Raw genomic sequence first — 24,939 nt, forward strand, 5'->3', positions numbered from 1 at the left:
GTAAATACGCATCGTAACCAATTGTCTTGATGTTGTTGAAATTCTAGAGTAGCTTTTGAAACAAGAACATAAAAACTTGTGGGTGAGAGGGTGATATGATGATGTCAGAAAAGAAAATAGTAAGTGTCGATTTTGCTCAAGAGGATTCCTATAGTGAAATTCTACCGCGATCGCCACAGATTTCTAGTTACTATCAAAAGTGGGAAGGGTTGCGCTTTGACGTTCATCAACAGCCCGGCCATGAAACCCCGGAACACCTTCTGCAACAACACGCCATTACTATCAGCCTAGAACCCATCATCAATAAGGCAGAGCGAGTATTTGACGGAAATTTACAAGCAGAAAATATTGCCAATGGTGATGTAGCCATCATACCTGCTCATATCAATCACATATCACGCTGGCAATCGCCAGCTGAGTTTATAGTTATTGGCATCGAACCAGCGTTTTTGAAACGGGTAGCAATTGAAACAGGAGATTGGCAAGAATATGACATCAAGCCGCGCTTTGCTGCCCCAGATCCATTAATTCACCACATCGGGCTAGCACTCAAATCAGAACTAGAATTTCATGATCAAAGTAGCCGCATTTATATCGAATCTTTGACGAATACACTCTGCGTGCATTTACTCAAACATTATTGTGTAGCAAGTGCCAATAATCTTTATTACTCCAAAGATAAAGGTCTTTCTAGTTGGAAGCTCAAACAAGCAATTGCTTATATTAATGACAACCTGGAGCAAGATTTAGCTTTAGCAGAAATCGCCGCGATAGTGGATATGAGTATGTATCATTTTTCGCGCTTATTCAAACAATCAACAGGTTTAGCTCCACATCAATATGTGATGAATTGCAGAATCGAACGAGCCAAAAAGCTTCTGATTCAGACTAACCAACCCATCGAGAAAATCTGTGAGCAAATTGGCTTTCAAAGTCAAAGTCACTTCACTAATGTATTTCGTAAACTCACAGGTATTACACCCAGAGCATACAGAGAGCAAACTAAAATTTAAAGGCTGGGGATTGGGGACTGGGGACACTTCGACAAGCTCAGTGCTTCGCTGGGGACTGGGGATTGGGGTGTAATGGTTTAGGGTAAAAAAACTAATGAATCATTACTCATTACTCATTACTCAGCACTCACCACTCAGCACTCATTACTCACCACTCACCACTCACCACTCACCACTAATATTCAAAACTTGCAGCAAAATTATACAATCGGCGATCGCCTGTATGGTGGTAAATTTAGTATCATAGATAGCCATCATAGTTAAATTAATGGCAAAAATGGCTTTAAATTAACATATTTAGCCGTTTTAGTCATCTGTCATTAGTAATTTTGCTTTTATAAGACTATCTATCGTCAGATCGTTTCTGAAAATCTGCTATTCACAATAGTATTTGTAAAGTTAATTCTGAGCAGAAGAGGTAGGGGGTAAGGGACAGAGGAAATATCCTTCCCCTTGCTCCTTTGCCCCCTGCCCCCTTGTCCTCTTCCTTGACCTGCCACTAAGTATAATCATGAGTAAAAATACTCTATCAACACGTTTGTACCCCACTCGCATTGACATTCCTGCTGAAGTCAGAGAGCAAGTTGTCAGCCTTCTCAACCAAACTTTAGCAGCAACTTTAGACTTAAAAACTCAAGCCAAACAAGCTCATTGGAATGTGAAAGGGACTGATTTTTATCAGTTACACGAATTATTTGACGAGCTAGCAGGCGAGTTAGAAGAGTTTGTTGATATGGTGGCAGAAAGAGTCACCGCTTTAGGTGGATATGCTGTTGGCACAGCTCGCAAAGCTGCTGAAAATTCCATATTGCCAGAATATCCCTTTGATATTTTGGATGGACAAGAACACGTAGCAGCTTTAGCAGACCGCTTTGCACCCTATGCCAAGCATATCCGAGAAGCGATCGCTAAAACTGATGAATTAGGTGATGCTGATACTGCTGACCTTTACACAGAGGTTTCCCGCACCATTGATAAACGGTTATGGTTCTTAGAAGCACATCTGCAAGCATCAGCAATCAAAAACGGAAACGGTGCAGCTAGTGCTAAAACTCCACAAACAGCTGCGGTGAAGTAAATATTTTTAAGGGAATTTCTGCTTGTCCAATCCAATAGTATCCTTTTGGTAAGTACGCCACTTTCAAGTGCGTACTTTTCATTTTATTGGTATATATTCTACTATTTAGATAGTTCAAATTCAGGCAGAGAACTTTAGAGAATGAACTAGTTAAAGATTAGTTGAAATGCTCTAAAAGATTCATATTTTTGAATATTAAAAACAGTAGAAAGCGAGGTAAATCTATGTCTCCTAATACCATTAACTATTTAATTCATGGTCGCAGCGATCGCGGTCGTAGTCAAACTGGTTGGCTCGACAGTTATCACACATTTTCCTTCAGCAGTTTTTACGATCCCAATCGCATGGGATTCCATTCTCTCAGAGTAATTAACGATGACCGCATTGCACCCGGTGCAGGATTTCCTACCCACGGACATCGAGACATGGAAATCTTGACCTATGTGTTATCAGGAGCAGTGGAACACAAAGATAGTTTGGGTACAGGCTCAGTTATTCGTCCTGGTGACGTTCAAATTATGAGTGCTGGTACTGGTATCTACCACAGCGAATTTAACCATTCCCAAACTGAACCACTACATCTATTACAAATCTGGATCTTACCTGATCAACAAGGACTAGCTCCCAGATATGAACAAAAAGCTTTTTCTGCTGAAGAAAAACGCGGTCAAATTCGTTTAGTTGCGGCTAAAGATGGAAGAGATGGTGCTGTTACTATTCACCAAGATGTAGATATCTACGCCTCTGTTTTAGAACCAGGTGATGTAGTGAATTATCATCTCAAATCAAATCGTCATGCTTGGTTACAAATTGCTCAAGGTGTTGCAACTTTGCATGGAGAAGAATTAAGAGCAGGTGATGGTGTGCAAATCAATGGCGAAGAAAAGTTAGAAATTGGTACTAGCATTGGTACAGAATTTTTACTTTTCGATTTAGCTTAAGGGAACACCAAAAAATAAATTATCCCAAATAAACAGCTTAGTAGGGTGCGTCAGTGCGAGAAAACCTAACTATACCAAGAGATTATTCATACTGACGCACCCTACAGTTTGGATATTTTTTATCTGGAAGTCCCTAATGCGGAAGCTATCATGGCTTCTAGAACTCTGACTGGTTATACAATTATGAGTTCTAAATTTTCAAGATAACTAACATCTTATAGTTTTATTAGCATGAATAATATTCATGCTATTTTTTTTACTATTTATGGCGATCGCTCATCAACAACATCATGTAGGGAAAAAGTTGGAGGAGAGTCTAATGAAAGCTTTTGTTACAGGTGGTTCTGGGTTTGTTGGTCGCTGTATGATTACAATGCTGCGTAATCGAGGGGATGAAGTTGTAGCGTTGGCGCGATCGGAGCAAACAGCAAAACAGGTGACTCAATTAGGAGCTAGAGCCGTGCTAGGTGATCTGCTCAATCAACAAGCAATGACTCAAGGAATGCAAGATTGCGACGTTATATTTCATATTGCAGGCTATTTAAGCAGTTGGGGGAAATATGCAGATTTCTACAAAACCAATGTTGTAGGAACTGAGTGTGTGTTAGCGGCTGCACAAGCGGCGAATGTTCCTTGCTTTGTTCAAATTGGTGCATCGGCTGCTGTTTTCAATAGCCAACCTCTATCTCAAATTGATGAATCATACCCTCTCCAGCAACCTCAATTTTCGCCTTACATTGCGACAAAAAGCATTGCTGAACAAAAAGTCATTGCAGCCAATCGGCCGGGATTTAGAACTTCTGTCGTTCGTCCCTCTTGGATTTGGGGTAACGGCGATCATGCTTTACCTCAATTAGTAAAAGCAGTCAAAACTCGACAATTTGTCTGGATTGATCAAGGCAATTATCCTTATATGACAACTCATGTTGCCAATGTCTGTCATGGGGCAATTTTAGCAGCCGAACGGAGTCCTGGAGGACAATCCTACTTTCTGAGCGATGGAGATGTAGTGCAGTTTCGTACATGGTTGACGACATTACTGCAAATCGCCGGAGTCAAACCAACTAACTTAAGTATCCCTAGATGGCTAGCTTGGAATATCGCCCTATTGGTGGAAACAATTTGGACAATCACGCAACGCCAAGATGTGCCGCCGATTACTCGTACAATGATTAGGTTAATCGGTCAGGAATTGACATTTAACGACAGTAAAGCACGCTTAGAACTTGATTATGTTCCTATTGTGAGTCGTGATCTTGGGTTAGCTGAATTGGCAAATTTTATAAATAATCCCTCTGGGAAAATGTAAACTATAGCCTGCTGAAGTGAAGAGGGTTAGACTCATACTGAGTTATGTTCTCTGGTAAATTAGAAACAGTCAACTAAACTCAACAGTAACGGTGTCTGCACCAGAAATTCCCCAGCATTTACATTTGCTTTCCAGTGATGCAGCCGGATGGGACGGTTTGCACCTCATTTATGAGCTTGAACCAGCCGATGAAATGCCGGAAATTAATTTGCATCAGCATTTTATTGTGATTTGCCAAGATAATGTGCGTGTAGGATGGCTGTTAAATGGCAGGTGGCAATATATTGACTATACTGCTGGGGATATGATGATTTTTCCTGCAAATCAACTTCTTCCGAGAGTGCAAGTTGCATCAGAAGTGGGATTAATTGAATTATTCTTAGAGCCAGAAACTTTAGCTCGTGCTGTTTGTGAATATGTTGATGTAGACAAAATCGAACTTGTACCGCAGTTACAGTTACGTGATCCCTTAATTCAGCAAATGGGAATGGCACTGAAAACTGAGTTAGAAATAGGACAAGCTGACAGTAAACTTTATGCGGATTCGATGTCTACGGCACTTTCTGCACATTTATTGCGGCGATACGCATCACACAAACCGCAAAATCCAAACTGTAGTAATGGCTTGCCTAAGTATAAATTAAAAGCTGCAATTGACTATATTCATGCACATTTAGACCAAAATTTAACCTTGGATAAAATTGCTGCTTCAGTTTACATGAGTTCTCATTATTTTGCGAGTTTATTTAAACAATCTACAGGGATGACACCACATCAATATGTGACAAAATGCCGGATTGAAAAGGCTAAACAGTTACTACGAAAACATGAGTTACCGTTAGTAGAAATTTGTCAGCAAGTAGGCTTTCAAAATCAAAGTCATTTCACTAGAGTATTTCGTCAACACACCGCTACTACGCCAAAAGCCTATCGAGATGGACTTTGATGAGAGGTAGGAAGCAAGGGGAAAATTCAGTTTCACTAGGCTTTTTTCTCGTGGTTCGGAAGATGAGAACATTTTTCGGTAGGATAGGCAAGACAGTAACTATCTGCGATCGCTAAACTCAGTACCTATCGTCAAAAATTTCGCAAAATTATGACAGGTACTAGATTTTCTTGGCAAGGATGGAATATTGTTGGCTTCACTACCCTGGCGATTGGTGCGATTCTAACTGTGATTTTTCTATTCCAGGGTATTGATGAGGCGGGAATGCGGATGGCGATTCGAGCAACTGCGCGTACTTCCTGTATCTTATTTGTCGCGGCTTTTGTGGCTGCTGCTTTACACAGAATTTGGTCAAATACTTATACTGCTTGGCTGTTGAAAAATCGCCGCTATTTTGGTCTTTCAATGGCAGTATCCCACACATACCACGCGATCGCCTGGACTGGTTTGTGGTTTGTGACATCTGGTCATAGTCCTCAATTTGGCGTACCAGCAATTTTAGGATATGTTTTCCTAGTTGCTATGACTCTCACTTCCTTTCGTCGTCTGGCTAATTTATTAAGCCAACGTGTTTGGCAGATTTTACACACTACAGGAATGTACTATTTTTGGTTAGCTTTTACTGTAGAATTTGGTCTAAAACTAACCCAATCACCATTGATTTATTTGCCTTTTTTCAGCTTACTAGTGTTAGCTATGTTGCTGCGTTTTTTACCTGTGAACAAACACAGAAAGTTAGCTAGTTAACATTAATTGTAGCGAGCGTTGGAAATTTATACTTCGTCGGAGAAAATATTGTTATTAACATCATATTTGCTCACAGCTTAAACGCAAAGGAAATAAGAAATCTGTAGAGATGTTTGCTAAAACACCTCTACGTTTGCTAATTACTACTTATTGTTTTGTTCTGCTGTTAATCATGAACATTTTTTTGAATTTTTGAGAAAAATTTTATTCTTTTTTCAGTATTAAATCAAAAAAGATATCAATCGTAAAATTAGACGATTTTCCGCTAGAAAGAGTGAGACATAGCGATCGCTTGACTGTAAACTATCATTTATCATTCACCTTTAGGTAGATTAGGGAATCACCAGAAGAAAGTATATTTGGGTCAAATAGCACAAAATGGAGCAAAAATCTTCATGCTAAATCTGTAAAATCAATTACCAACTTTCCTTTGTGGATTCACTTTTAGTCAACTTGTTTTTTAGATTTGCTCTTAGCTATGTCATCCCCTGAATCTCAAACCAATTCTCCAGACAATTTTCCCCAATCATCCTATGATCCACCCCCAGAAAACCGGCGGGGATTGCGGTTATTAATAGCTGGTATGTTGCTGTTGGTTGGTGGAACAGCCGTAGTTTGGCGATTATTGACTCCCGTAAATCCAGCACCAGCTGCTAATGCTCAACCATCAGGGGTAAGAGTTAAAGTTTCACCAGTCCAAGTAGGCACAATTGAAGACAGTACGGATTTTGTCGCTAGCCTAGAATCCAGGCTATCCGTAAAGCTGCAACCGAGAATTCAAGGGCAAGTTACCCAAATATACGTCAGATCAGGAGATGCGATCGCCGCCGGTGCAGCCGTGATGCAAATTGACCCCAGACAACAACAAGCCGCACTCCTGGGGAACGATGCCGCCGCCGATGCAGCTAGAGCGCAGTTAGAAAATGCCTATGCTACCCTCAGATCCCTAGAAGCCGAAAGGTTATCTAATTTAGCTGATTTACGCTTAAGTCAACAGGATTATCAAAGATACACGACTTTAGCAACCCAAGGGGCAGTTTCTCGACAAACTAAAGACCAAGCAGCCAACAAACTGTCAATAGCCCAAGCTAATCTTAGAGCCTTAGAATCCAGAATTCAAGCCCAAAAAGCCAGCATCGCCCAAGCCCAAAAAACTTGGCAGCAAGCACAGACAAATACAGCCCAGCAACAATTCCAACTGCAATATTACAGAATTACTGCCCCTTTTTCGGGGACTGTGGGGAATATTCCCGTAAAACTGGGTGATTTCGTTACCACATCTACACAATTAGCCACCATCACCCAAAACCAACCCTTAGAAGTTAACGTCTCCGTCCCTCTAGAACGAGCCTCCCAACTACGTAAGGGAATGCCTGTAGAGATTATGAATCCCCAAGGTCAAGTTTTGGGTACAAGCAGAGTATTTTTCATCGCTCCTAATGCCACCAACGACACCCAAACCGTCCTCATTAAAGCCATCTACCCAAATTCTAATAATCAACTCAGAGCCGACCAACTAATCAGAGCTAGAGTAATTTGGAGTCAACGTCCAGGGGTATTAATTCCCACAACAGCCATATCACGCATTGCCGGTAACACCTTTGTCTATGTTGCTCAAACAGAAACATCACCCCAAGGAGGATCGCAATTAGTCGCCCGTCAAAAACGGGTGCAACTGGGCGATATTCGCCGCAATAACTATCAAGTCCTTTCAGGATTACAACCACAAGATAAAATCATCGTTTCAGGCCTGCTCAATCTCCAAGACGGCGCGCCAATTGTGCCTGATTCTTTTTAGGGACTGGGGATTGGGGACTGGGGACTGGGGATAAAGGCAAAAAGCAAAAGTAAAAAGAAAGGAAAAGATTCTTTTGCATTTTTACTTTTTACTTTTTCTGAGGCTGGGGCTGGGAAATCAGAAGGTAGACAAGGTAAATTTTTACTCCCATGCCCAATGCCCAATTCCCTATGCCCCATGCCCAGTTCCCAATCCCCAATCCCCAATCCCCAACCCCTAAAATATGTTTGTTAACTTTTTTATTAAACGACCAGTATTTACCAGCGTCTGCGCCATTATCATTTTTTTGGTGGGTGCAATTAGTATCCCCACGCTACCGACTGATAGATATCCTGAAATTAGTCCTACACAGATTATTGTTAATGCTAACTACACTGGGGCAAGTGCGGAAGTTGTAGAAAAGACGGTGACTAGTGTCTTGGAACGCCAAATTAATGGGGTGCAAGGCATGAAGTATATGACTTCTAGCAGTAGCAATGATGGTACTAGTACGATTACTGTCACCTTCGACGCGTCACGGGATAAGGATATTGCGGCTGTTGATGTGCAGAATCGCATCTCTCTGGCACAATCACAGTTACCAGAAGCAGTGCAGCGTACTGGGGTGACTGTGAGGAAACAATCTAATAATCTTTTACTGGCGATGGGTTTGTATAGCGATCGCCAAGAATACGACAATATATTTTTAAGTAACTACGCTGACTTATATTTAGTTGATGCCCTCAAAAGAATTGATGGTGTCAGTGAGGCGCAGATTTTTGGGGAACGTCGTTATGCGATGCGTCTCTGGCTTGATCCTAATCGCTTGGCTAGTCGTAATTTGACAGCCCAAGATGTGATTGATGCCCTAGATGAACAAAATATTCAAATCGGTGCAGGACAAATCGGTCAGCCACCAGTTCCGTCTGATTTGATGTATCAAATTGATTTAATGGCAGTCAGTAGATTAACTGATGTCTCGGAATTTGAAAATATTGTCCTAAAAACGGGTGCAGATGGTTCGCTGATTACCTTCAAGGATATCGGACGGGCAGAATTAGGAGCAGAAAACTATAATTCTTTCCTGCGTTTTCGAGGAAAAGAAGGCGTAGGGATGGGGATATTTCCTTTACCTGGGAGTAACGCCATAGAAGTCGCTAAAGCTGTACGCTTAGAAATGGCACGCTTGGCGAAAAGTTTTCCCCCAGGGATGGAATATCAAGTGGCGTTTGATACCACTGACTTTGTAGAAGCGTCTTTAGTAGAAGTGGTGATTACTCTCCTACAGGCGATCGCTCTCGTTGTTTTGGTAATATTTCTCTTCCTCCAAGACTGGCGCACTACCCTGATTCCCGTTATTACTATTCCTCTGTCGTTGATTGGGACTTTCGCTTTCATTAAGGTTTTTGGTTTTTCTATCAATACCTTGACCCTGTTTGGGATGACTCTCGCTACAGGGATGGTAGTAGATGATGCCATTATTGTTGTCGAAAATGTCTCCCGCTTGATTCAAAACCAGGGAATGTCACCCCGTCAAGCCGCTTCGGCAACAATGCGGGAGTTATTCGGGGCAGTAATTGCGACATCATTAGTATTAATGGCAGTGTTTGTACCAGTGGCTTTTTTCCCTGGTGCAACTGGTCAAATCTATCGCCAGTTTGCTTTAACTATCGCCTTTTCTATTGGCATTTCCACCTTTTTGGCAATTACTCTTACCCCCACATTATCAGCTTTATTACTCCGCCCCAAACCCAAACCACGGGGGTTATTTGGCTGGTTTTTTGGACGGATTAATTGGTTTTTAGAGGCAATGCAGAGACAATATGAGCGATCGCTGCATTTTTTACACCGTGTGCGAGCGATCGTCATTGGTCTATTTGTCGCCTCCTTAGTATTCACAGGTTGGCTATATGTCACCGTCCCCACAGCCTTTATCCCTGATGAAGACCAAGGTTATTTCATCACCATTATTCAAGCACCAGAGGGGGTTTCTCTCAATTACACTAGCAAAGTCATGACTGAGGTAGAAACGGAAATGCTGAAATTACCGGAAGTAACTGGTACTTTCGCGCTCGGTGGTTTTAGTTTTAGCGGTAATACAGCTAATAGTGGTGTAATTTTTACCACTCTCAAACCTTGGGATGAACGCCAGCAACCAGGACAGTCAGCTAACGCTATTATTGACAAGTTGCAGGGAGTATTATCTAACATTCCCGAAGCGCGGATTTTTCCTGTCAACCCGCCATCAATTGACGGCTTGGGAAATTTCGGTGGTTTCCAATTCCAACTGCAAGATAGATCAGGAACTACCGATTTAAACACCATGTTGGAAGTCATGGGAAAAATCATTGCACAAGGTAATCAAACCCCTGGATTACAAGGTGTGTTTAGTACCTTTAACGCCAACACACCCCAGATGTTAATCACCGTAGACCGCAACAAAGCTAAAGTTTTACAAGTCCCCGTAGATGATGTATTTAAAACCTTGCAAAGTTATATGGGTTCGCAATATGTCAACGACTTTAATTTTCTCTCACGCACCTATCGGGTATATGTGCAAGCTGATGCCAAGTTCCGTTCTGAACCTGGGGACATCGGTAAGTTATATGTGCGTTCCCAGACTGGGAAAATGATTCCCTTGAGTAACTTAGTTAAGTTAACACCTACAACCGGCGCGCAAACTATCAACCACTATAACCTGTTCCGGTCGATAGAAATCAACGGCAGTGCTGCACCTGGCTTCAGTTCAGGACAAGCGATCACCGCAATGGAAAACTTAGCTCAAACAGTCCTCCCAGCCAGTATGGGTTATGAATGGTCAGGAATCACCACCGAAGAACAAACTTCTGGGGGACAAGCACCGCTAATTTTTGGTTTAGGATTAGTCTTCGTATTTTTGGTACTAGCCGCCCAGTACGAAAACTATGTAGACCCCTTAATTATTATGCTGTCCGTCCCCTTAGCAATTTTGGGAGCATTAATAGCCCAATCATTGCGGGGTTTGAGTAACGATGTCTTTTGTCAGGTGGGATTAGTCATGCTCATTGGTTTAGCCAGTAAAAACGCAATTTTGATTGTGGAATTTGCTAACCAACTGCGTGATCAAGGCTTACCCATCACTAAAGCCGCCATTCAAGCAGCACAAGAACGCCTCCGCCCGATTTTGATGACAGCATTGTCTACACTATTGGGAATTTTTCCCTTATTAATTGCCGTTGGTGCAGGTGCAGCCAGTCGTCAATCCTTGGGGACAGCCGTATTTGGCGGAATGTCCGTGGCAACATTCTTAAGTTTGTTTGTCGTGCCAATACTATATATAGTGATTAGTAAAATGCGCGATCGCATCAAACCCCGTCGTCAGCCTCCCCTTACGGGTTCTCATCCAGAAGACAAAATTCCCTCTGTTAACCGCCACTAAATTTCACCTTTTTTGTTTGTCAAAAACAGACAAGCTTTTAAATTTATTTAGGGGTATTGTTAATGTTGAATTTTGAATACGGAGCAACGCAACATGACAGGTTTAGCTGGGAAAGTTGCAATTGTGACAGGTGCATCACGGGGAATTGGACGAGCGATCGCACTGACTTTAGCCAGTCAAGGCGCATCCGTAGTGGTAAACTATGCAGGGAGAGCCGATAAAGCCCAAGAAGTCGTCACAGAAATCGACAAAATGGGAGTTAAGGCGATCGCCGTGCAAGCAGATGTCAGTAAAGTAGCTGATATTGAGAGATTATTTGCAGAAACTATGTCTCAATTTGGCAAAGTTGATATTTTAGTCAACAATGCCGGAACAATCATTTATAAACCCATCACAGAAATTACAGAAGCAGACTTTGACAAGATTTATGCAGTCAACGTCAAAGGTACTTTTTTCGCCTGTCAGCAAGCTGCACGCCATATGACAGAAGGGGGAAGAATTATTAACTTTTCCTCATCTACTACCGCTTTGATGCTACCTACTTATAGCGCGTATGTAGCAACCAAAGGTGCAGTCGAACAGATATCACGAGTGTTAGCAAAAGAGTTAGGCGCGAAAAATATTGCCGTGAACGTAGTGTCACCAGGCCCCACAGCTACAGAATTATTTTTAGACGGCAAAACAGAAGAACAAATCAATCGTTTATCTCAAATGGCTGTCTTTGGTAAATTGGGCGATGCTCAAGAAATAGCTGATGTCGTAGCTTTTTTAGCCAGTGATGCAGCTAGATGGATAACTGCTCAGAACATTCGCGTCAACGGCGGGATTATCTAAACTAAGCAAGAACTTTGATTTACGTCTATTAAAGGTAAGACCAAAAATATTTTCGTTTTAAACAAGACTATTTTTGTTTAAAGCCAGAAAATTCGAGTTGAAAACACGAACATTCATTACAACGAGAAACTTCGAGTTTCAATGCCCAATTCCTAATTCCCCAAACCATGAACCTATTCACACCAGTTCAACTAGGGTCATACACTTTACCGAACCGGATTGTTATGGCTCCCATGACGCGCTTACGGGCAATAGACAACATCCCAAATGCACTGATGGCAAAATATTATGCTCAAAGAGCCAGTGCAGGATTGATTGTGACGGAATGTACAGCCATTTCACCCTTAAGTTTAGGCTATATCAACTGTCCAGGGATTTACACAGACGCACAAATTGACGGATGGCGATTAGTCACAGATGCAGTTCATGAAAAAGGGGGACGCATCTTTGTGCAACTGTGGCATTCTGGGAGAGTTGGTCATCCTGCTTTATTAGGTGGAGAATTACCAGTAGCACCAAGTGCGATCGCTGGCGTAGGCTCACTGCACACACCCGTCGGTAAAGTAGCTTTAGAAACTCCCCGCGCTTTAGAAATTACAGAAATCGGCGAAATTGTCGAACAATTCCGTCAAGGTGCAGTCAATGCTTTAGCTGCTGGCTTCGATGGTGTAGAATTACACGGTGCATTCGGCTATTTAATCGACCAATTTATCCAAGACGGTTCAAACCAGCGTATCGATGAATATGGCGGCTCAGTAGAAAATCGCAGCCGCTTTGTATTAGAAGTAGTAGAAGCAGTTAGTAGTGTTGTAAGAGGCGGTAGAGTCGGGATTAAACTTTCTCCTAGTAACACTTTCTACGGGATGTACGACTCCAACCCCAAAGAAACATTTAGTTATGTAGTGAAAGCCCTTAATCCATTCGATTTAGCCTATGTTCACATGATGGAACCTAACGAAGTGGATTTATCAACTCGTGAAGTGATAAATCCCGTCACGCCCCATTTCCGCCAAATCTTCCAAGGTACATTAATTACCAACGGCGGTTATGATCACGAAACCGCAGACAACATTCTCAGCAAAAACGATGCAGATTTAGTATCGTTTGGCAAATTGTTTATTGCTAACCCCGACTTACCCCAAAGATTCAAACTTAACGCCGAATTAAATACCCCAGATCCCAGAACATTCTACGGAGCAGAAGCCACAGGATATACTGATTATCCCTTTTTAGCTGAGATTGAATAGCACGACCAAGTAGAACAACTTGAAAAAACCAATTCGCAATGGGCTAACGCCCCGCTTCGCTAACGCAATGGACTAACGTCCCGCTACGCTAACGCAATGGACTTCTCTCCGAGACGCTAACGCGTAGCTTGTTTCCCCGGAGGGGTACGTCCCGCTTCGCTAAAGCAATTAAGTGTTGTAGCAGGGATTTAAACCCCTAAATTTTGTTAAGTAACGTAAAAATACTATGATTCATTTCGTAGTAAGGACTTTAGTCCTTTTGTGTTAAATCAATCGTCAAAAACCTTTCTTGCTCAAGAGAGGTTTTTTCTTGAAAAGAGATTCTTATTGATACAACAAAAATTTAAGATTTATTACTTAAGAAAATTTGCTAATGGTAAAAACACTTATGATTAGTTTTTTTAAAGTATTTAACGCAAAAATCAGTAAATTTACTGAAATATTTTCTTGAGGATTCAGATAAACTCAGTTATCTCCTGAGTTATTACTTACTTGGTTTTACATAGTAGTATTAATTCCATAATTGCCTAATCATTGCACCTACTCGTTAGGTGCATTTGTTTTGGGAGTGATTTACCATGCTGATACGGCAATTTTCCTGTCGCGGTTTACAAAACAGGTAAATAAAGATGGACTGAAAAATTTGGATAAAAAGTTGTAAGTTATACAATTGTTAGTTCATACACTCAATTTTTGAGTCCAGACTTTACCCATAGATATTACTTTTCAGGTATCTAAAAATTATGGATCTTTCAAACTTTACTACTCTGCAAAATCTAGAAGCTGCTTTTGGTGGCGAATCAATGGCAAACCGGAAATATCTGTTTTTTGCCGAAGTAGCGCGTAAACTGGGTTTTAAAGATTTAGCCAAACTATTTCGTGAAACCGCAGAACAGGAAACTGAACACGCCTTTGCTCACTTTGAGTTGTTACACCCAGAATTAGTGGTGGAAGATCCAGCAGCTTTGACTGATGAACAAAAGCGGGAAATTGTTTCTCGTTGCTTATCTTTAGCCATTGAGGGCGAAACTTACGAATACACTACCATGTATCCTGATTTTGCCGCCGCAGCCCAACGCGATCGCGACAATCCCGCCGCCGAAGAATTTCTTAAGCAAGCGCAAGAATCTGGCGAACACGCCGACACTTTCCGCGCCGCCGCCCACCGTTTTGGCTTATTGAAATTCATCGAAAATTACCACGCCGATCGCTATACTGAAGCTTTAGAAGTGATTAACGGTGGACAACCTGTAACTAGAGTAGCCAGTGATGATCCCAACACCCGTAAATGGATTTGCCGACAATGCAGCATGATTTACGATCCTGTAACTGGTGATCCTGATTCTGGGATTGCCCCAGGCACAACCTTTGAATCAATTCCCGATGATTGGCAATGTCCAATTTGTGGTGCTACCAAAAAGACATTTATTCCCCTTGAGGAAAAAACGGCCGCCTAGAGGATGAAGGATTGGGGACTGGGGATTGGGGATTGGGGATTGGGGATTGGGGACAAGGTAGAGAAAGCAGGGGAAGCAGGGGAAGCAGGGGAAGCAGGGGAAGCAGGGGAAGCAGGGGAAGCAGGGGAAGCAGGGGAAGCAGGGGGAGAAAAAGGATAACTAATGACTATTACACTTCCCACTCATTACTCAGCACTCAGCACTCATCACTCAGCACTCACGAGGGATTATTCCCTATTACATATTGCCTATTCCCTTGTAAGCTTTCATACTCGTTCTTAAGACAAAATTTTCACAGCAGATCAGGGAGAAATTCCAGTGATTGCACCATCACCACCCCAGGAAAATTCCTCAAATCAAGCAATCTGGCGTGTTTTGGGGAGTTTGAGAAATTATGGATTGATTTCTCTGGGGGCTTTGCTAAGTTTATTACTTTTGACAGTTGTTTATGCGGTAACTCCGCAACTATTTCGCTGGGGAATAGACGAGGGAATTGCCAAGCGAGATTTACAGATAGTTTTATATAGTGCAGCATGGATGGTAGTGGCGGCGATCGCGCGTGGTGTATTTAGTTTTGGTGAAAGTTATTTAGCAGAAGCCGTATCTCAAGGTGTCGCCTATGACTTACGAAATAAAATTTTCAGCAAAATTCAAAATCTGAGTTTTAGCTATCATGATCAGTCCCAGACATCACAACTATTAACTCGCGTCACCAGTGATATTGAACTCGTCCGTACATTTATCGGGACTAGTTTGATTCAAGTCATAGCTGGAGTTGTAACATTGCTGGTGGTGGCGGTACTTTTGCTGGTGATGAATTGGGAATTAGCTTTAATTTCCCTGACAGTAGTACCGATAGCTTCTTGGTTAATGGCGCGATTTGTCATCGGTAATGATAAATTGTTTGGACAAATACAAGAACAGCTTAGTAATCTTAATGCTGTATTACAAGAGAATCTGATTGGTATTAGAGTCGTCAAAGCCTTTGTGCGAGAGTCGTCGGAAAAATCCCGTTACACCAGGCTCAATGATGAATTAGTCTCCGCCAACATGAAGACTATCCGCGCCATCCGCAATACATTTCCGTTTATCTTTCTTTTGAGTAACTTGGTGACGCTGGCGGTGTTTGGTTATGGTGGGGCGCAAGTTATTGGTAATAGGTTTTCTATTGGCGAACTAGTGGCGTTTAACTCCTACCTAGTGTTAATTTTTCAACCCATTTTGCTGATTGGCTTTGCTGCACCTGCGATCGCTCAAGCTGCTGCTTCCGCCACAAGAGTTTACGAAGTAGTAGACGCTACAATCGAGATTAGCGATCGCCCAGATGCGATCGCCTTTGATACCTGTGGCGGTAGAATCACCTTTGAAAACGTCTCTTTTCGCTATCCTGGTGCAGCCACAGAAACTTTAAAAAATGTATCTTTTGAAACCAAACCCAAAGAGCTAATTGCCGTTTTAGGAATGACAGGTTCAGGCAAAAGTACCGTTATGAACCTGATTCCCCGCTTTTATGATGTCACCGAGGGCGCGATTCGTATTGATGGGAGAGATGTCAGAAATTTTACCCTCAAAAGCTTGAGAAACCACATTGGCATTGTCTTTCAAGAAAGTACATTATTTGCGGGTACAATTCGCGAAAATATCGCCTATGCCAAACCTAATGCACCATTAGAAGCAGTCATTGAGGTAGCCAAAACCGCCCAAATTCATGATTTCATTAGCAGTTTGCCAGATGGCTACGAGACAATTGTGGGTGAAAAAGGCGTAGGGTTATCTGGTGGACAGAAACAAAGAATTGCGATCGCGCGGACTTTACTTACCGATTACAGTATTCTCATTTTGGATGATAGTACCTCGGCAGTTGATGCCAAAACCGCCAGCGAAATCCAAGCCGCATTAGATGAGATGATGCGCCGCAAAGCCTGTGTAACTTTTGTTGTCGCCCAACGCATTAGCACCGTCAAAAACGCTGACCGAATTTTTCTCATAGACAAAGGAAAGTTAGTAGCCCAAGGCACACACGAAGAATTAATGCAAACCAGCCCACTTTATGGAGCGATTTTAGAATCTCAAGTGAAGAAACAAGACGTGGGAGTAATGAGTAATAAGTAATGAGTAATAAGTAATGGATGCTGAGTGCTGACTAATGACTAATGACTAATGACTAATGACTATTGACTATTGACTATTGACTATTGACTAAGAGGTAAATTCCGGTGATTGCATCTGAACCAGAAAAAACGCAGCAAAGGTCAACTCTCCGGCGTTTTTTACGATACTTTTTACCCTTTCGCAAGGAAATTCCCGTTGCACTGACATTCGTATTAATTGGTGCTTCTACTCAGGCTTTGGGGCCATTCTTACTGGGTTGGTCAGTTGATAATCTAATTGTCAAGGGAAATTTACCTGGGTTACTACTTTTATTAGGCATACTAGGTTTAATTTACGGTTTTAGTATCTGGGCAATTCGGGGTCAAATTATTCGCGTCGGTTGGATTATGCAACGATTGCTGGCGCAATTGAGACAAGATATTTTTCTGAAAATTCAAAGTCTACCACTCAGCTTTTTTGACCGTAGTGAAGCTGGAGATTTAATGAGTCGGTTACTCAATGATGTAAATACCGTCAATCAAGCTTTTGGACAAACTGTAGCTCAAATGTTGGGTAACGTTTTTAGTTTGGTTGGTATTGTCATTGCCATGCTCTCTATTAATCTACAACTTGGTCTATTGAGTAACTTAGTTGTTCCCTTGATGATTTTTACTACTAGCTTGTTTTCACGATGGGCAAGGAGTAAATTTCGCGTGACACGTCAAACTATTGGCGAACTTTCTGCCAAATTAGAAGAAGATATCGGCAGTGTCAGAGAAGCCCAGGCATTTAATCGTGTACACATTAACATAGCAGAATTTGACATACTCAACGCCGCTAATCGTGATGCTAATGTCGAAGCAGTAGCGATTACCTCAGCTTTTTTACCATCAATTGATTTTCTCAACACTTTAGCTACCGCAGGTGTATTAGCTTATGGCGGTTATCTTGCCGTTACCGGAGGAGCAACAGTAGGTGTAGTCACATCCTTTTTATTGTATGTGCAGCAGTTTTTTCGCCCCATCCAAATCCTCAGTCAGTTTTACACCCAAGCTCAATCTGCTTTGGCGGGACTGGATCGAATTTTTCTGTTGTTAGATGAACCATCGCTATTGCAAGACGCTCCTGATGCGATGAAAATGCCTACTATTCAAGGTGAGGTCATCTTTGAAAATGTCAAGTTTGGCTATAACCCAGACCAAATGGTGCTGAAGGGTGTAAATTTACAAGCCTATCCAGGACAAATGGTGGCATTAGTCGGACATACTGGTTCAGGTAAAACCACGATCATTAATATGATATTGCGTTTTTATGATGTTTCTGATGGTGCTGTCAAAATAGATGGAATAGATGTCCGTAGTGTTACACAAGCGAGTCTGCGCCGTCAGATTGGCATTGTCTTACAAGATAATATTTTATTTAGTGGCACTGTAGCGGAAAATATTGCTTTTGGTGCGCCCTATGCTACTCAAGCCGAAATTGAAGCGGCGGCGCAATTAGCAAATGTACATGAGTTTATTACTTCTCTACCACAAGGTTACACAACTCAGTTAGGGGAACGAGGCGCACCTTTGAGCCAAGGACAAAGACAACTGATTAGTATTGCTCGTGCGGTGTTAATTAATCCCCGCATCTTGATTTTAGATGAAGCAACCAGTAGCATAGACACTCGTACAGAAGCCCTAGTACAAGATGCGATCGCTCGTTTATTAAAAGGTCGTACCAGCTTCGTCATTGCTCACCGTCTCAGCACCGTTACCCAAGCTGATCAGGTGCTAGTCATGCAGCAAGGTCAAATTGTCGAAAGAGGGACTCATGCTCAACTGATTGAGCAACAAGGTGTTTATGCTAATCTCTATGCTCTCCAATTAGGTGCGACAACCACAATGGAAGTTCATTGAGCTTCCGAGTTTGAGATTTTGAGTGTTAACGGTGAATGGGGATTTAAGCATAATTACAACAATAGAATACTTTTCCCAAGAATAGAAAAGACCTGAGCCAAACTATCAAAGTAAATTTTAAGACATGGCAACTTCTTGATCCCAATCCTGTATGAAGATGCACATAACAAGACTCCTCTGTAGTTCCTCGCAGGTGTACACACAAAATAGTTAGTCGATACATTAGCAATGTCAGGCAATACATTAACAATGTCACTCGATACATTGGCAATGTCAGGCAACACATTAACAATGTTACTCAATACATTGGTAATGTCAGGCAACACATTAACAATGTCACGCTATACATTAACAATGTCGAATGCAACAACTTGTGTGTACACCGTAGCTTGCCAAAAGGAGACTGTGACAGATGGGGACAAATAGATGCAGCTTCACAAAAAATGGTATGAGACAAAAAATTAAGAATTAATTGCCATTGCCAGTAATACCAATAATCTTGGGGAATTCCATGTCTGAACCTATAATTGTTGACAAAAAACCTACACTTGTAAAACTACAACCAGGTAAATACTTTTGGTGTAGTTGTGGACAGTCTACGAATCAACCTTTTTGTGATGGTTCTCATAAAGGGACAGATTTTATACCATTAGCCTTTGAAATTACAGAAGAAAAACAGGTTGCACTATGTCTGTGTAAACACACTAACAATGCACCTTTTTGCGATGGTAGCCATAAATCACTCTAAAATTTAAGGGCTATCAATAAGGGGTATAGGGGAGAATAAAAAAGCAATAATAGACAAGAATAGTGATGGCGATAAATTGTAAAATTTTGTGCGCGTAACTTCTATGAAAACCCAATGATCGCCCCATCAGGGGGAAGTTCAAAATATCTCACCCCCTATCTATGAGTGCAAAAAAATCTATTTTTTCTCCTATATCCTTGCTGATATTAGTTAAATCAATCTGGTGTTTGTGTTTAATCTTTCCTGTTAGTAGCGCATTAGCTCAATCAAATGTAGACATTGATAATTCTGAAACAGAAACAACCATAGAACAAGTTACATCTGTCAGCCAATTACAAGATGTACAACCCCAAGATTGGGCTTTTGAGGCTCTCCAGTCGTTAGTTGAGCGTTACGGTGTCATTGCAGGTTATCCCAATGGGAGTTTTCAGGGTAGCCGTGCTATGAGTCGCTATGAATTTGCGGCTGGGATCAATGCGGTATTAGAGCAAGTAAATGAGTTAATTCGCAACGGCAAATCAGATTTAGTTGCATCTGAAGATTTAGAGAAATTACAACGACTACAAGCAATATTTGCACCAGAATTAGCTACATTGCGAGGAAGGGTAGATAACCTAGAAGGGCAAACTGCAATACTAGAAAGTAATCAGTTTTCCACTACGACAAAACTACAGGGTCAGGCTATCTTTGCATTCAACGTTGGGGGATTTGGTGGTGATAGAATTATTGCTCCCAGAGGTAGGGTAATTGCTGATAATGACCCCAATGCAACCTTGATTTATCGACTCAGTTTGGATTTAAACACCAGTTTTTATGGCACAGATTTATTAAAAGTTCGCTTAGTGACAGGTAGTGATGGCGCAAACGATAACGCGGGTGGATATCTTGAACCAAATTTGGGGAGTACCTTAGATTTTTCTATTCCAGGGCGAAATGATCAATTAAGTATAGGAAGGTTGTACTACACTTTTAAACCTGTTGAAGATTTGCAAGTTACTATCGGCCCTGCAATTGTTGCTCCTGATTTTGTTGATCAAAATCGTTATGCCAACATCAGCTTTTTAGACTTTTCTACTCAAGCTTTAGTGAACAACTATATATTACTTCCTAGACCAGCAGGGGCGGGTGCTTTTATTAATTGGCAACCAAAAGCCAGTCCCTTGAAATTAAGAGCATTATACGTTGCAGGAGATGCCACTGATTCCTTACCAGAGAACCGAAGATTAATTGGTGGTGGTGCGGCTGAAGATATTCGTTTATTCCCCACAGCTGGCGGTGGTGCGAATGGTGGTTTGTTTGGCGATCCCTACCAAGGCTTTGTAGAACTGGAATATGCTCCTACTAAAACTTTGGCGGTACGTTTGCAATATAGTGGCGGTAGGCTATTTGGTAGTAGTTTTAATGGTGTGGGTGTCAATTTTGACCTAGCGTTGAATAATCGTGTGGGTGTTTTTGGTCGTTATGGTTATGCTAGTTATCCTGATACCAGCTTAGGTGATATCAATCCACATTATTGGATGGCTGGGTTAGGATTTCGAGATTTGTTTATGGAAAGAGCGATCGCAGGTATTGCAATTGGGCAACCTTTCATCGAAAATGCTGTGGGGGATAGTACACAGATGAATTTTGAAGCTTTCTATAACTTCCCTGTGACTGATCATATCCGAGTTACACCTTTAATTCAGGTAATAGCTCATCCCAGTAATCAAGATAGTAACGGCACAATTGTCACCGGCACTTTGCGGACAGTATTTGCTTTGTGAACTACCCACACCGACCTGACGGTACAGTGTGGGCTTCTGTACTCACAGGGGAGTGCCGCAGATGAGACTTTCGCCCCATCTTTGGTCTTACCTCCCCTCCTACAGCAGAGACGGCTGAACCTTCCGCCTTTAGCATCCTGATTCCCTCTGCTCTAATGTTTATCGCTGCATTTCCGTCGCGGTCATGATGTGCGCCACAGTGAGGACAAGTCCATTCCCTCACATCCAGTGACATCTCGCTAACCTGATAGAAACAATTAGAACAGAGCTTGGAACTGGGGAACCATCTGTCGATTTCTACCAACTTCGCGCCTTTGCGTTCTAGCTTGTAGGCTAAGAAGTTGGTAAACGTTCCCCATCCAGCATCAGATATTGCTTTTGCTAGTTTGTGATTACGAACCATGCCTTTGACATGAAGATTCTCTACTATTACAGCTTGGCTATCACTGACTAACTTATAACTAAGTTTGTGTAAAAAATCTTGCCGCGAGTTGCTTAAGAGTTCGTATACTTTAGCGACTACTTTACGATATTTATTCCTTGAATTACTTCCCTTTTGTTTACGCGCTAATTTTTTCTGCTTACGCTTCAAATTACGCTCATGCTTGGCAATATGTCTTGGGTTGTCGTATTTAGAAACCTTTTTGCCATCAGTGACAACAGCAAAATGCTTCAAACCTAAATCAACACCATAAATCTTGCCTTCTGCAACCGTTGGAGCATCTTCCTCCAATTTAGTCAGGATAGATGCAAAATACTTTCCTGATGGGGACTTGCTGACGGTTACGGTTTTAATTTTCCCCTCAATTGGTCTGTGGATTTTGGCTCTAACTATCCCGATGTTACCGGGAAGTTTGACATTACCATCCACGATTTTGACGTTTTGTGGGTATTGAATCGACTGCTTACCGTGCTTAGATTTGAATCTAGGAAACCCCGCACGCTTATCAAAAAAGTTCTTATACGCAGTCGTTAGATTGAGAGTTGTGGCTTGCAAAACTTGGCTATAACAATCAGCCAGCCACTTGGTATCCTTTGCTTTTTTGAGATTGGGTAAAAGCGCATTGAGTGCTGATTGTCCCAGTCCCTTACCTGTCTCTTTGTAAGTCTCAATTGATTTATTTAGAGCGTAATTCCACCACCAGCGAGAACATCCAAATGCCTGCGCCAACAGTGTCTCTTGCTCTTTTGATGGGTATAAACGAACTTGAACAGCTTTATGCAGCACTCAATATCACCTCCTTGATTTATATATCTTACTACTATCTACATTTAGCAGTAAAGCATAACCGGAAAATATTTGGCTACTCCTCATACATCTTTTCCCTTACCAACCTGCGGTTGTTGATGGTCAAAGATGCAATCGTCGCAGCCCGCCTTATATCCCGCCACTGATTCTGAGTACAGAATTCAGTGGGGGACTTACGGCGATTCAGGTAAGCTGGAGGATAGCGATCGCACCTGGGACGGTAAACAATAATTTCTGACAAAGCCTGACTCGAAATTGCTGCACCGTTGGCTTAACTCCCCACAACACTTTTTTGTTTACCAGTCAACTACACTAAAATAGTTCCAATTTCCATCAATAACTCCAGTACAGTCAAATTATGAGATTTGCAGCAGTCTCACTCCAGTACGACTTTTTACCGCGATTTTACAAAATGGCAAGCATTAACGTGCTTTCCAACATGATGGTTCCTCTCGCGGGGATTGTTGATATCGCATTTTTAGGTCATTTAGCAGATATCCGTCACCTGGCGGGAGTTATCCTCGCCACAATACTTTTTGACTATCTTTATCGCGTGTTAAAGTTCTTACGCTCTAGTGTCAATGCTCTCACCGCTCAAGCTGTGGGCATGGATGATCACAAAACCATATTATTAGTAGGAATGCGGAGTGCTTTAATTGCGCTAGGACTGGGGTTAGTGATCCTGTTGCTGCAATACCCTATCCAAAAGCTAGGCTTTTGGATTTTAAGCGGTTCACCAGAAATTGAAAGTTCTGGAACAGATTATTTCTATGCAAGAATTTGGGCGGCTCCGGCGGTGTTACTCAACTTTGTCTTAATTGGTTGGTTCACAGGACGAGAAAAGAATAGTTTGGTGTTGCTCATATCTCTAATTGGCAATGGTTCTAATGTGCTGTTGGACTATTTAATGATTGTCCAATGGGGTTGGGAAAGTATGGGTGCAGGACTAGCAACAGCAATCAGTCAATATTTAGCACTGTTGACGGGGTTAGTGGGTGTTTGCTTCACCATTGAATGGTCAAAATTACGCGCCGCCTTGGAAGAGGTGTTTGATTGGCTGGCGTTAAAAGATACTATTGTCCTCAAGACAAACATTTTAGTACGATTTTTAATCCTAATTTCCACCTATGCCATCTTTACTAATTTGAGTGCCACAATGGGGACGATTACCTTAGCAGAAAATGGGTTATTGTTGCAAATTGCTATATTGAGTCAGTTCACCATTCAAGGTGTAGGGTTGACCACACAAACTTTAACCGGAAATTTTCAGGGTAAAGGCACAACAGAGAAGATGTTACCACTGTTAACTATTTCTGTGATCACCAGTTTATTTATTTCCCTGGGTTTTGCGATCGCTGCTGTGATTTTCCCAGATACAGTATTTGGTATTCTAACCAGTCATACAGAAGTCAACGAACACATTAGCAGTTATGCGATTTGGTTACTGCCACTTTTAGCTTTAACTGCGATCGCTTTTATGTTAGAAGGATACTTTATCGGCTTAAAAGAAGGCGCAACCATCCGCAACGCCGTACTTTTAGCTTTTGGATTCGGTTTTGCACCACTAGCGGCTACAGCTTGGTATCTGCAAAACAATCACCTCTTATGGGTGTCTTTAATTGCTTACATGAGTATTATGATTGTGGTTCTGGGTTTGAAATTACCGAAAACACTGGAAAGCAAAATACCCAGCCCAGATTTATTAGGGACTTCTAACTAAAAAATATCCTATCTTTTTGGGGTGCAGAGTGAGCAGAGGGAGAAATAATCTGAATCATTACTAAAAAAGGTTATTTGCTCATATTTCCTCTATGAGTGACTCTTTCTCTGCACATCTCTATAAGTCAGTCTCAAACCCTTTTTCCCCTTGCTCCCTGCTCCCCTGCTTCGTTTGACCCACTTTTAACTAAGCTGTATTGATTTATGTAGTAATGACCAAATGCACAGTAAAGGTAGTGTAAAGTTGGAAAAAAAATCCCAAAAATAAATTGTCTTATTGTAAACTCTCATTTAGTAAAGTACATTGATGTATAAAAAGCTGTGTAACTATGAGAAAAATCAATCAAGATCAAAAATTCAAAAAGAATTAATATTTGATGGATTCTAAACCAAATTTACTATGTATAATTACTAGTAAAGCAAAAGTAAAGACTTTTACAGATATACTTATTTTAGTTTGTGTGTTTTCCCTCGGTAATGACATTCGATATTTCAGTAATGAAATCCACTTACCGATTAACCTAAATGAATAAAATATATTACCAACCATCCAAAAATCACTATATACGTTCTAGTATCTCACCTTTGCATATAAATGTGATATCAGACGATCTACACAAGTAATCATCACCTCATGCAAATATGATTTTTTGAGTCATTCAGAAAAACTGACTTTAAAAAAATTAACCGGAATGTAGCTT

Annotated in this window: 19 protein-coding genes; 18 read left to right on the plus strand and 1 reads right to left on the minus strand. The window is 41.5% G+C overall.

The window, feature by feature from the left end; translation table 11 throughout:
• The first annotated feature begins 95 nt into the window (after positions 1 to 95).
• The 16 genes from ACQFX9_RS10645 to ACQFX9_RS10720 all read left to right on the plus strand — a co-directional run bounded on the left by ACQFX9_RS10645 (position 96) and on the right by ACQFX9_RS10720 (position 21,270).
• A complete protein-coding gene (locus ACQFX9_RS10645) occupies positions 96 to 1,013 on the plus strand; it encodes a helix-turn-helix domain-containing protein (RefSeq protein ID WP_427161971.1) in 918 nt (305 codons plus the stop codon).
• Positions 1,014 to 1,524: 511 nt separating this feature from the next.
• Complete coding sequence (gene dps, locus ACQFX9_RS10650) at positions 1,525 to 2,091, plus strand: DNA starvation/stationary phase protection protein Dps (RefSeq protein ID WP_427161972.1); 567 nt, start codon at positions 1,525 to 1,527, stop codon at positions 2,089 to 2,091.
• A 224-nt stretch (positions 2,092 to 2,315) separates the two neighbouring features.
• Positions 2,316 to 3,032, plus strand: coding sequence for a pirin family protein (locus tag ACQFX9_RS10655; RefSeq protein WP_427161973.1), 717 nt, complete (start codon positions 2,316 to 2,318; stop codon positions 3,030 to 3,032).
• A gap of 244 nt (positions 3,033 to 3,276) precedes the next feature.
• Positions 3,277 to 4,341 carry an NAD-dependent epimerase/dehydratase family protein gene (locus ACQFX9_RS10660; protein ID WP_427161974.1) on the plus strand — a complete coding sequence of 355 codons (1,065 nt, stop codon included), beginning with the start codon at positions 3,277 to 3,279 and terminating at the stop codon, positions 4,339 to 4,341.
• A 91-nt stretch (positions 4,342 to 4,432) separates the two neighbouring features.
• Positions 4,433 to 5,287, plus strand: coding sequence for a helix-turn-helix transcriptional regulator (locus ACQFX9_RS10665; RefSeq protein WP_427161975.1), 855 nt, complete (start codon positions 4,433 to 4,435; stop codon positions 5,285 to 5,287).
• Positions 5,288 to 5,437: 150 nt separating this feature from the next.
• A complete protein-coding gene (locus tag ACQFX9_RS10670) occupies positions 5,438 to 6,034 on the plus strand; it encodes a hypothetical protein (RefSeq protein WP_427161976.1) in 597 nt (198 codons plus the stop codon).
• A gap of 478 nt (positions 6,035 to 6,512) precedes the next feature.
• Positions 6,513 to 7,832, plus strand: a complete 1,320-nt coding sequence (locus ACQFX9_RS10675) for an efflux RND transporter periplasmic adaptor subunit (protein WP_427161977.1) — start codon at positions 6,513 to 6,515, stop codon at positions 7,830 to 7,832.
• A gap of 223 nt (positions 7,833 to 8,055) precedes the next feature.
• A complete protein-coding gene (locus ACQFX9_RS10680; protein ID WP_427161978.1) occupies positions 8,056 to 11,229 on the plus strand; it encodes an efflux RND transporter permease subunit in 3,174 nt (1,057 codons plus the stop codon).
• 93 nt (positions 11,230 to 11,322) lie between these two features.
• Positions 11,323 to 12,063: an SDR family oxidoreductase gene (locus ACQFX9_RS10685; RefSeq protein WP_427161979.1), complete on the plus strand. Its 741-nt coding sequence runs from the start codon at positions 11,323 to 11,325 to the stop codon at positions 12,061 to 12,063.
• A gap of 167 nt (positions 12,064 to 12,230) precedes the next feature.
• Positions 12,231 to 13,310, plus strand: a complete 1,080-nt coding sequence (locus tag ACQFX9_RS10690; protein WP_427161980.1) for an alkene reductase — start codon at positions 12,231 to 12,233, stop codon at positions 13,308 to 13,310.
• Positions 13,311 to 14,053: 743 nt separating this feature from the next.
• A complete protein-coding gene (locus tag ACQFX9_RS10695) occupies positions 14,054 to 14,767 on the plus strand; it encodes a rubrerythrin family protein (protein WP_427161981.1) in 714 nt (237 codons plus the stop codon).
• Positions 14,768 to 14,770: 3 nt separating this feature from the next.
• On the plus strand, positions 14,771 to 14,926 hold the full coding sequence (locus ACQFX9_RS10700; protein WP_427161982.1) for a hypothetical protein: 156 nt from the start codon (positions 14,771 to 14,773) through the stop codon (positions 14,924 to 14,926).
• A 159-nt stretch (positions 14,927 to 15,085) separates the two neighbouring features.
• Entirely contained in the window at positions 15,086 to 16,879 is a 1,794-nt protein-coding gene (locus tag ACQFX9_RS10705) for an ABC transporter ATP-binding protein (RefSeq protein WP_427161983.1), read from the plus strand.
• A gap of 98 nt (positions 16,880 to 16,977) precedes the next feature.
• Entirely contained in the window at positions 16,978 to 18,759 is a 1,782-nt protein-coding gene (locus ACQFX9_RS10710) for an ABC transporter ATP-binding protein (protein WP_427162855.1), read from the plus strand.
• A gap of 511 nt (positions 18,760 to 19,270) precedes the next feature.
• Positions 19,271 to 19,507: a CDGSH iron-sulfur domain-containing protein gene (locus ACQFX9_RS10715; RefSeq protein ID WP_236142485.1), complete on the plus strand. Its 237-nt coding sequence runs from the start codon at positions 19,271 to 19,273 to the stop codon at positions 19,505 to 19,507.
• Positions 19,508 to 19,668: 161 nt separating this feature from the next.
• Complete coding sequence (locus tag ACQFX9_RS10720; protein WP_427161984.1) at positions 19,669 to 21,270, plus strand: iron uptake porin; 1,602 nt, start codon at positions 19,669 to 19,671, stop codon at positions 21,268 to 21,270.
• Between the two features lies 1 nt (position 21,271).
• Here the strand turns inward: ACQFX9_RS10720 and ACQFX9_RS10725 are convergent, their stop codons facing one another.
• On the minus strand, positions 21,272 to 22,498 hold the full coding sequence (locus ACQFX9_RS10725) for an RNA-guided endonuclease InsQ/TnpB family protein (protein WP_427161985.1): 1,227 nt from the start codon (positions 22,496 to 22,498) through the stop codon (positions 21,272 to 21,274).
• A 129-nt stretch (positions 22,499 to 22,627) separates the two neighbouring features.
• On the opposite strand from ACQFX9_RS10725, the gene ACQFX9_RS10730 reads away from it, so the two are divergent.
• Together ACQFX9_RS10730 and gntT are read left to right on the plus strand one after the other, a co-directional pair.
• On the plus strand, positions 22,628 to 22,750 hold the full coding sequence (locus ACQFX9_RS10730; protein ID WP_427161986.1) for a hypothetical protein: 123 nt from the start codon (positions 22,628 to 22,630) through the stop codon (positions 22,748 to 22,750).
• A 127-nt stretch (positions 22,751 to 22,877) separates the two neighbouring features.
• On the plus strand, positions 22,878 to 24,239 hold the full coding sequence (gene gntT / locus ACQFX9_RS10735) for a guanitoxin biosynthesis MATE family efflux transporter GntT (RefSeq protein ID WP_427161987.1): 1,362 nt from the start codon (positions 22,878 to 22,880) through the stop codon (positions 24,237 to 24,239).
• The last annotated feature ends 700 nt before the right edge of the window (positions 24,240 to 24,939 follow it).

The organism is Aliinostoc sp. HNIBRCY26, assembly GCF_050235535.1.
Lineage (GTDB): Bacteria > Cyanobacteriota > Cyanobacteriia > Cyanobacteriales > Nostocaceae > Trichormus.

Bases quoted from the DNA above. Each gene is read 5' to 3' on its own strand.
- ACQFX9_RS10695 (WP_427161981.1), top strand. From the start codon at position 14,054: ATGGATCTTTCAAACTTTACTACTCTGCAAAATCTAGAAGCTGCTTTT.
- dps (WP_427161972.1), top strand. From the start codon at position 1,525: ATGAGTAAAAATACTCTATCAACACGTTTGTACCCCACTCGCATTGAC.
- ACQFX9_RS10685 (WP_427161979.1), top strand. From the start codon at position 11,323: ATGACAGGTTTAGCTGGGAAAGTTGCAATTGTGACAGGTGCATCACGG.
- gntT (WP_427161987.1), top strand. From the start codon at position 22,878: ATGAGATTTGCAGCAGTCTCACTCCAGTACGACTTTTTACCGCGATTT.
- ACQFX9_RS10680 (WP_427161978.1), top strand. From the start codon at position 8,056: ATGTTTGTTAACTTTTTTATTAAACGACCAGTATTTACCAGCGTCTGC.
- ACQFX9_RS10700 (WP_427161982.1), top strand. From the start codon at position 14,771: ATGAAGGATTGGGGACTGGGGATTGGGGATTGGGGATTGGGGATTGGG.
- ACQFX9_RS10660 (WP_427161974.1), top strand. From the start codon at position 3,277: ATGCTATTTTTTTTACTATTTATGGCGATCGCTCATCAACAACATCAT.
- ACQFX9_RS10655 (WP_427161973.1), top strand. From the start codon at position 2,316: ATGTCTCCTAATACCATTAACTATTTAATTCATGGTCGCAGCGATCGC.
- ACQFX9_RS10715 (WP_236142485.1), top strand. From the start codon at position 19,271: ATGTCTGAACCTATAATTGTTGACAAAAAACCTACACTTGTAAAACTA.
- ACQFX9_RS10645 (WP_427161971.1), top strand. From the start codon at position 96: ATGATGATGTCAGAAAAGAAAATAGTAAGTGTCGATTTTGCTCAAGAG.
- ACQFX9_RS10675 (WP_427161977.1), top strand. From the start codon at position 6,513: ATGTCATCCCCTGAATCTCAAACCAATTCTCCAGACAATTTTCCCCAA.
- ACQFX9_RS10670 (WP_427161976.1), top strand. From the start codon at position 5,438: ATGACAGGTACTAGATTTTCTTGGCAAGGATGGAATATTGTTGGCTTC.
- ACQFX9_RS10720 (WP_427161984.1), top strand. From the start codon at position 19,669: ATGAGTGCAAAAAAATCTATTTTTTCTCCTATATCCTTGCTGATATTA.
- ACQFX9_RS10690 (WP_427161980.1), top strand. From the start codon at position 12,231: ATGAACCTATTCACACCAGTTCAACTAGGGTCATACACTTTACCGAAC.
- ACQFX9_RS10730 (WP_427161986.1), top strand. From the start codon at position 22,628: ATGCAATCGTCGCAGCCCGCCTTATATCCCGCCACTGATTCTGAGTAC.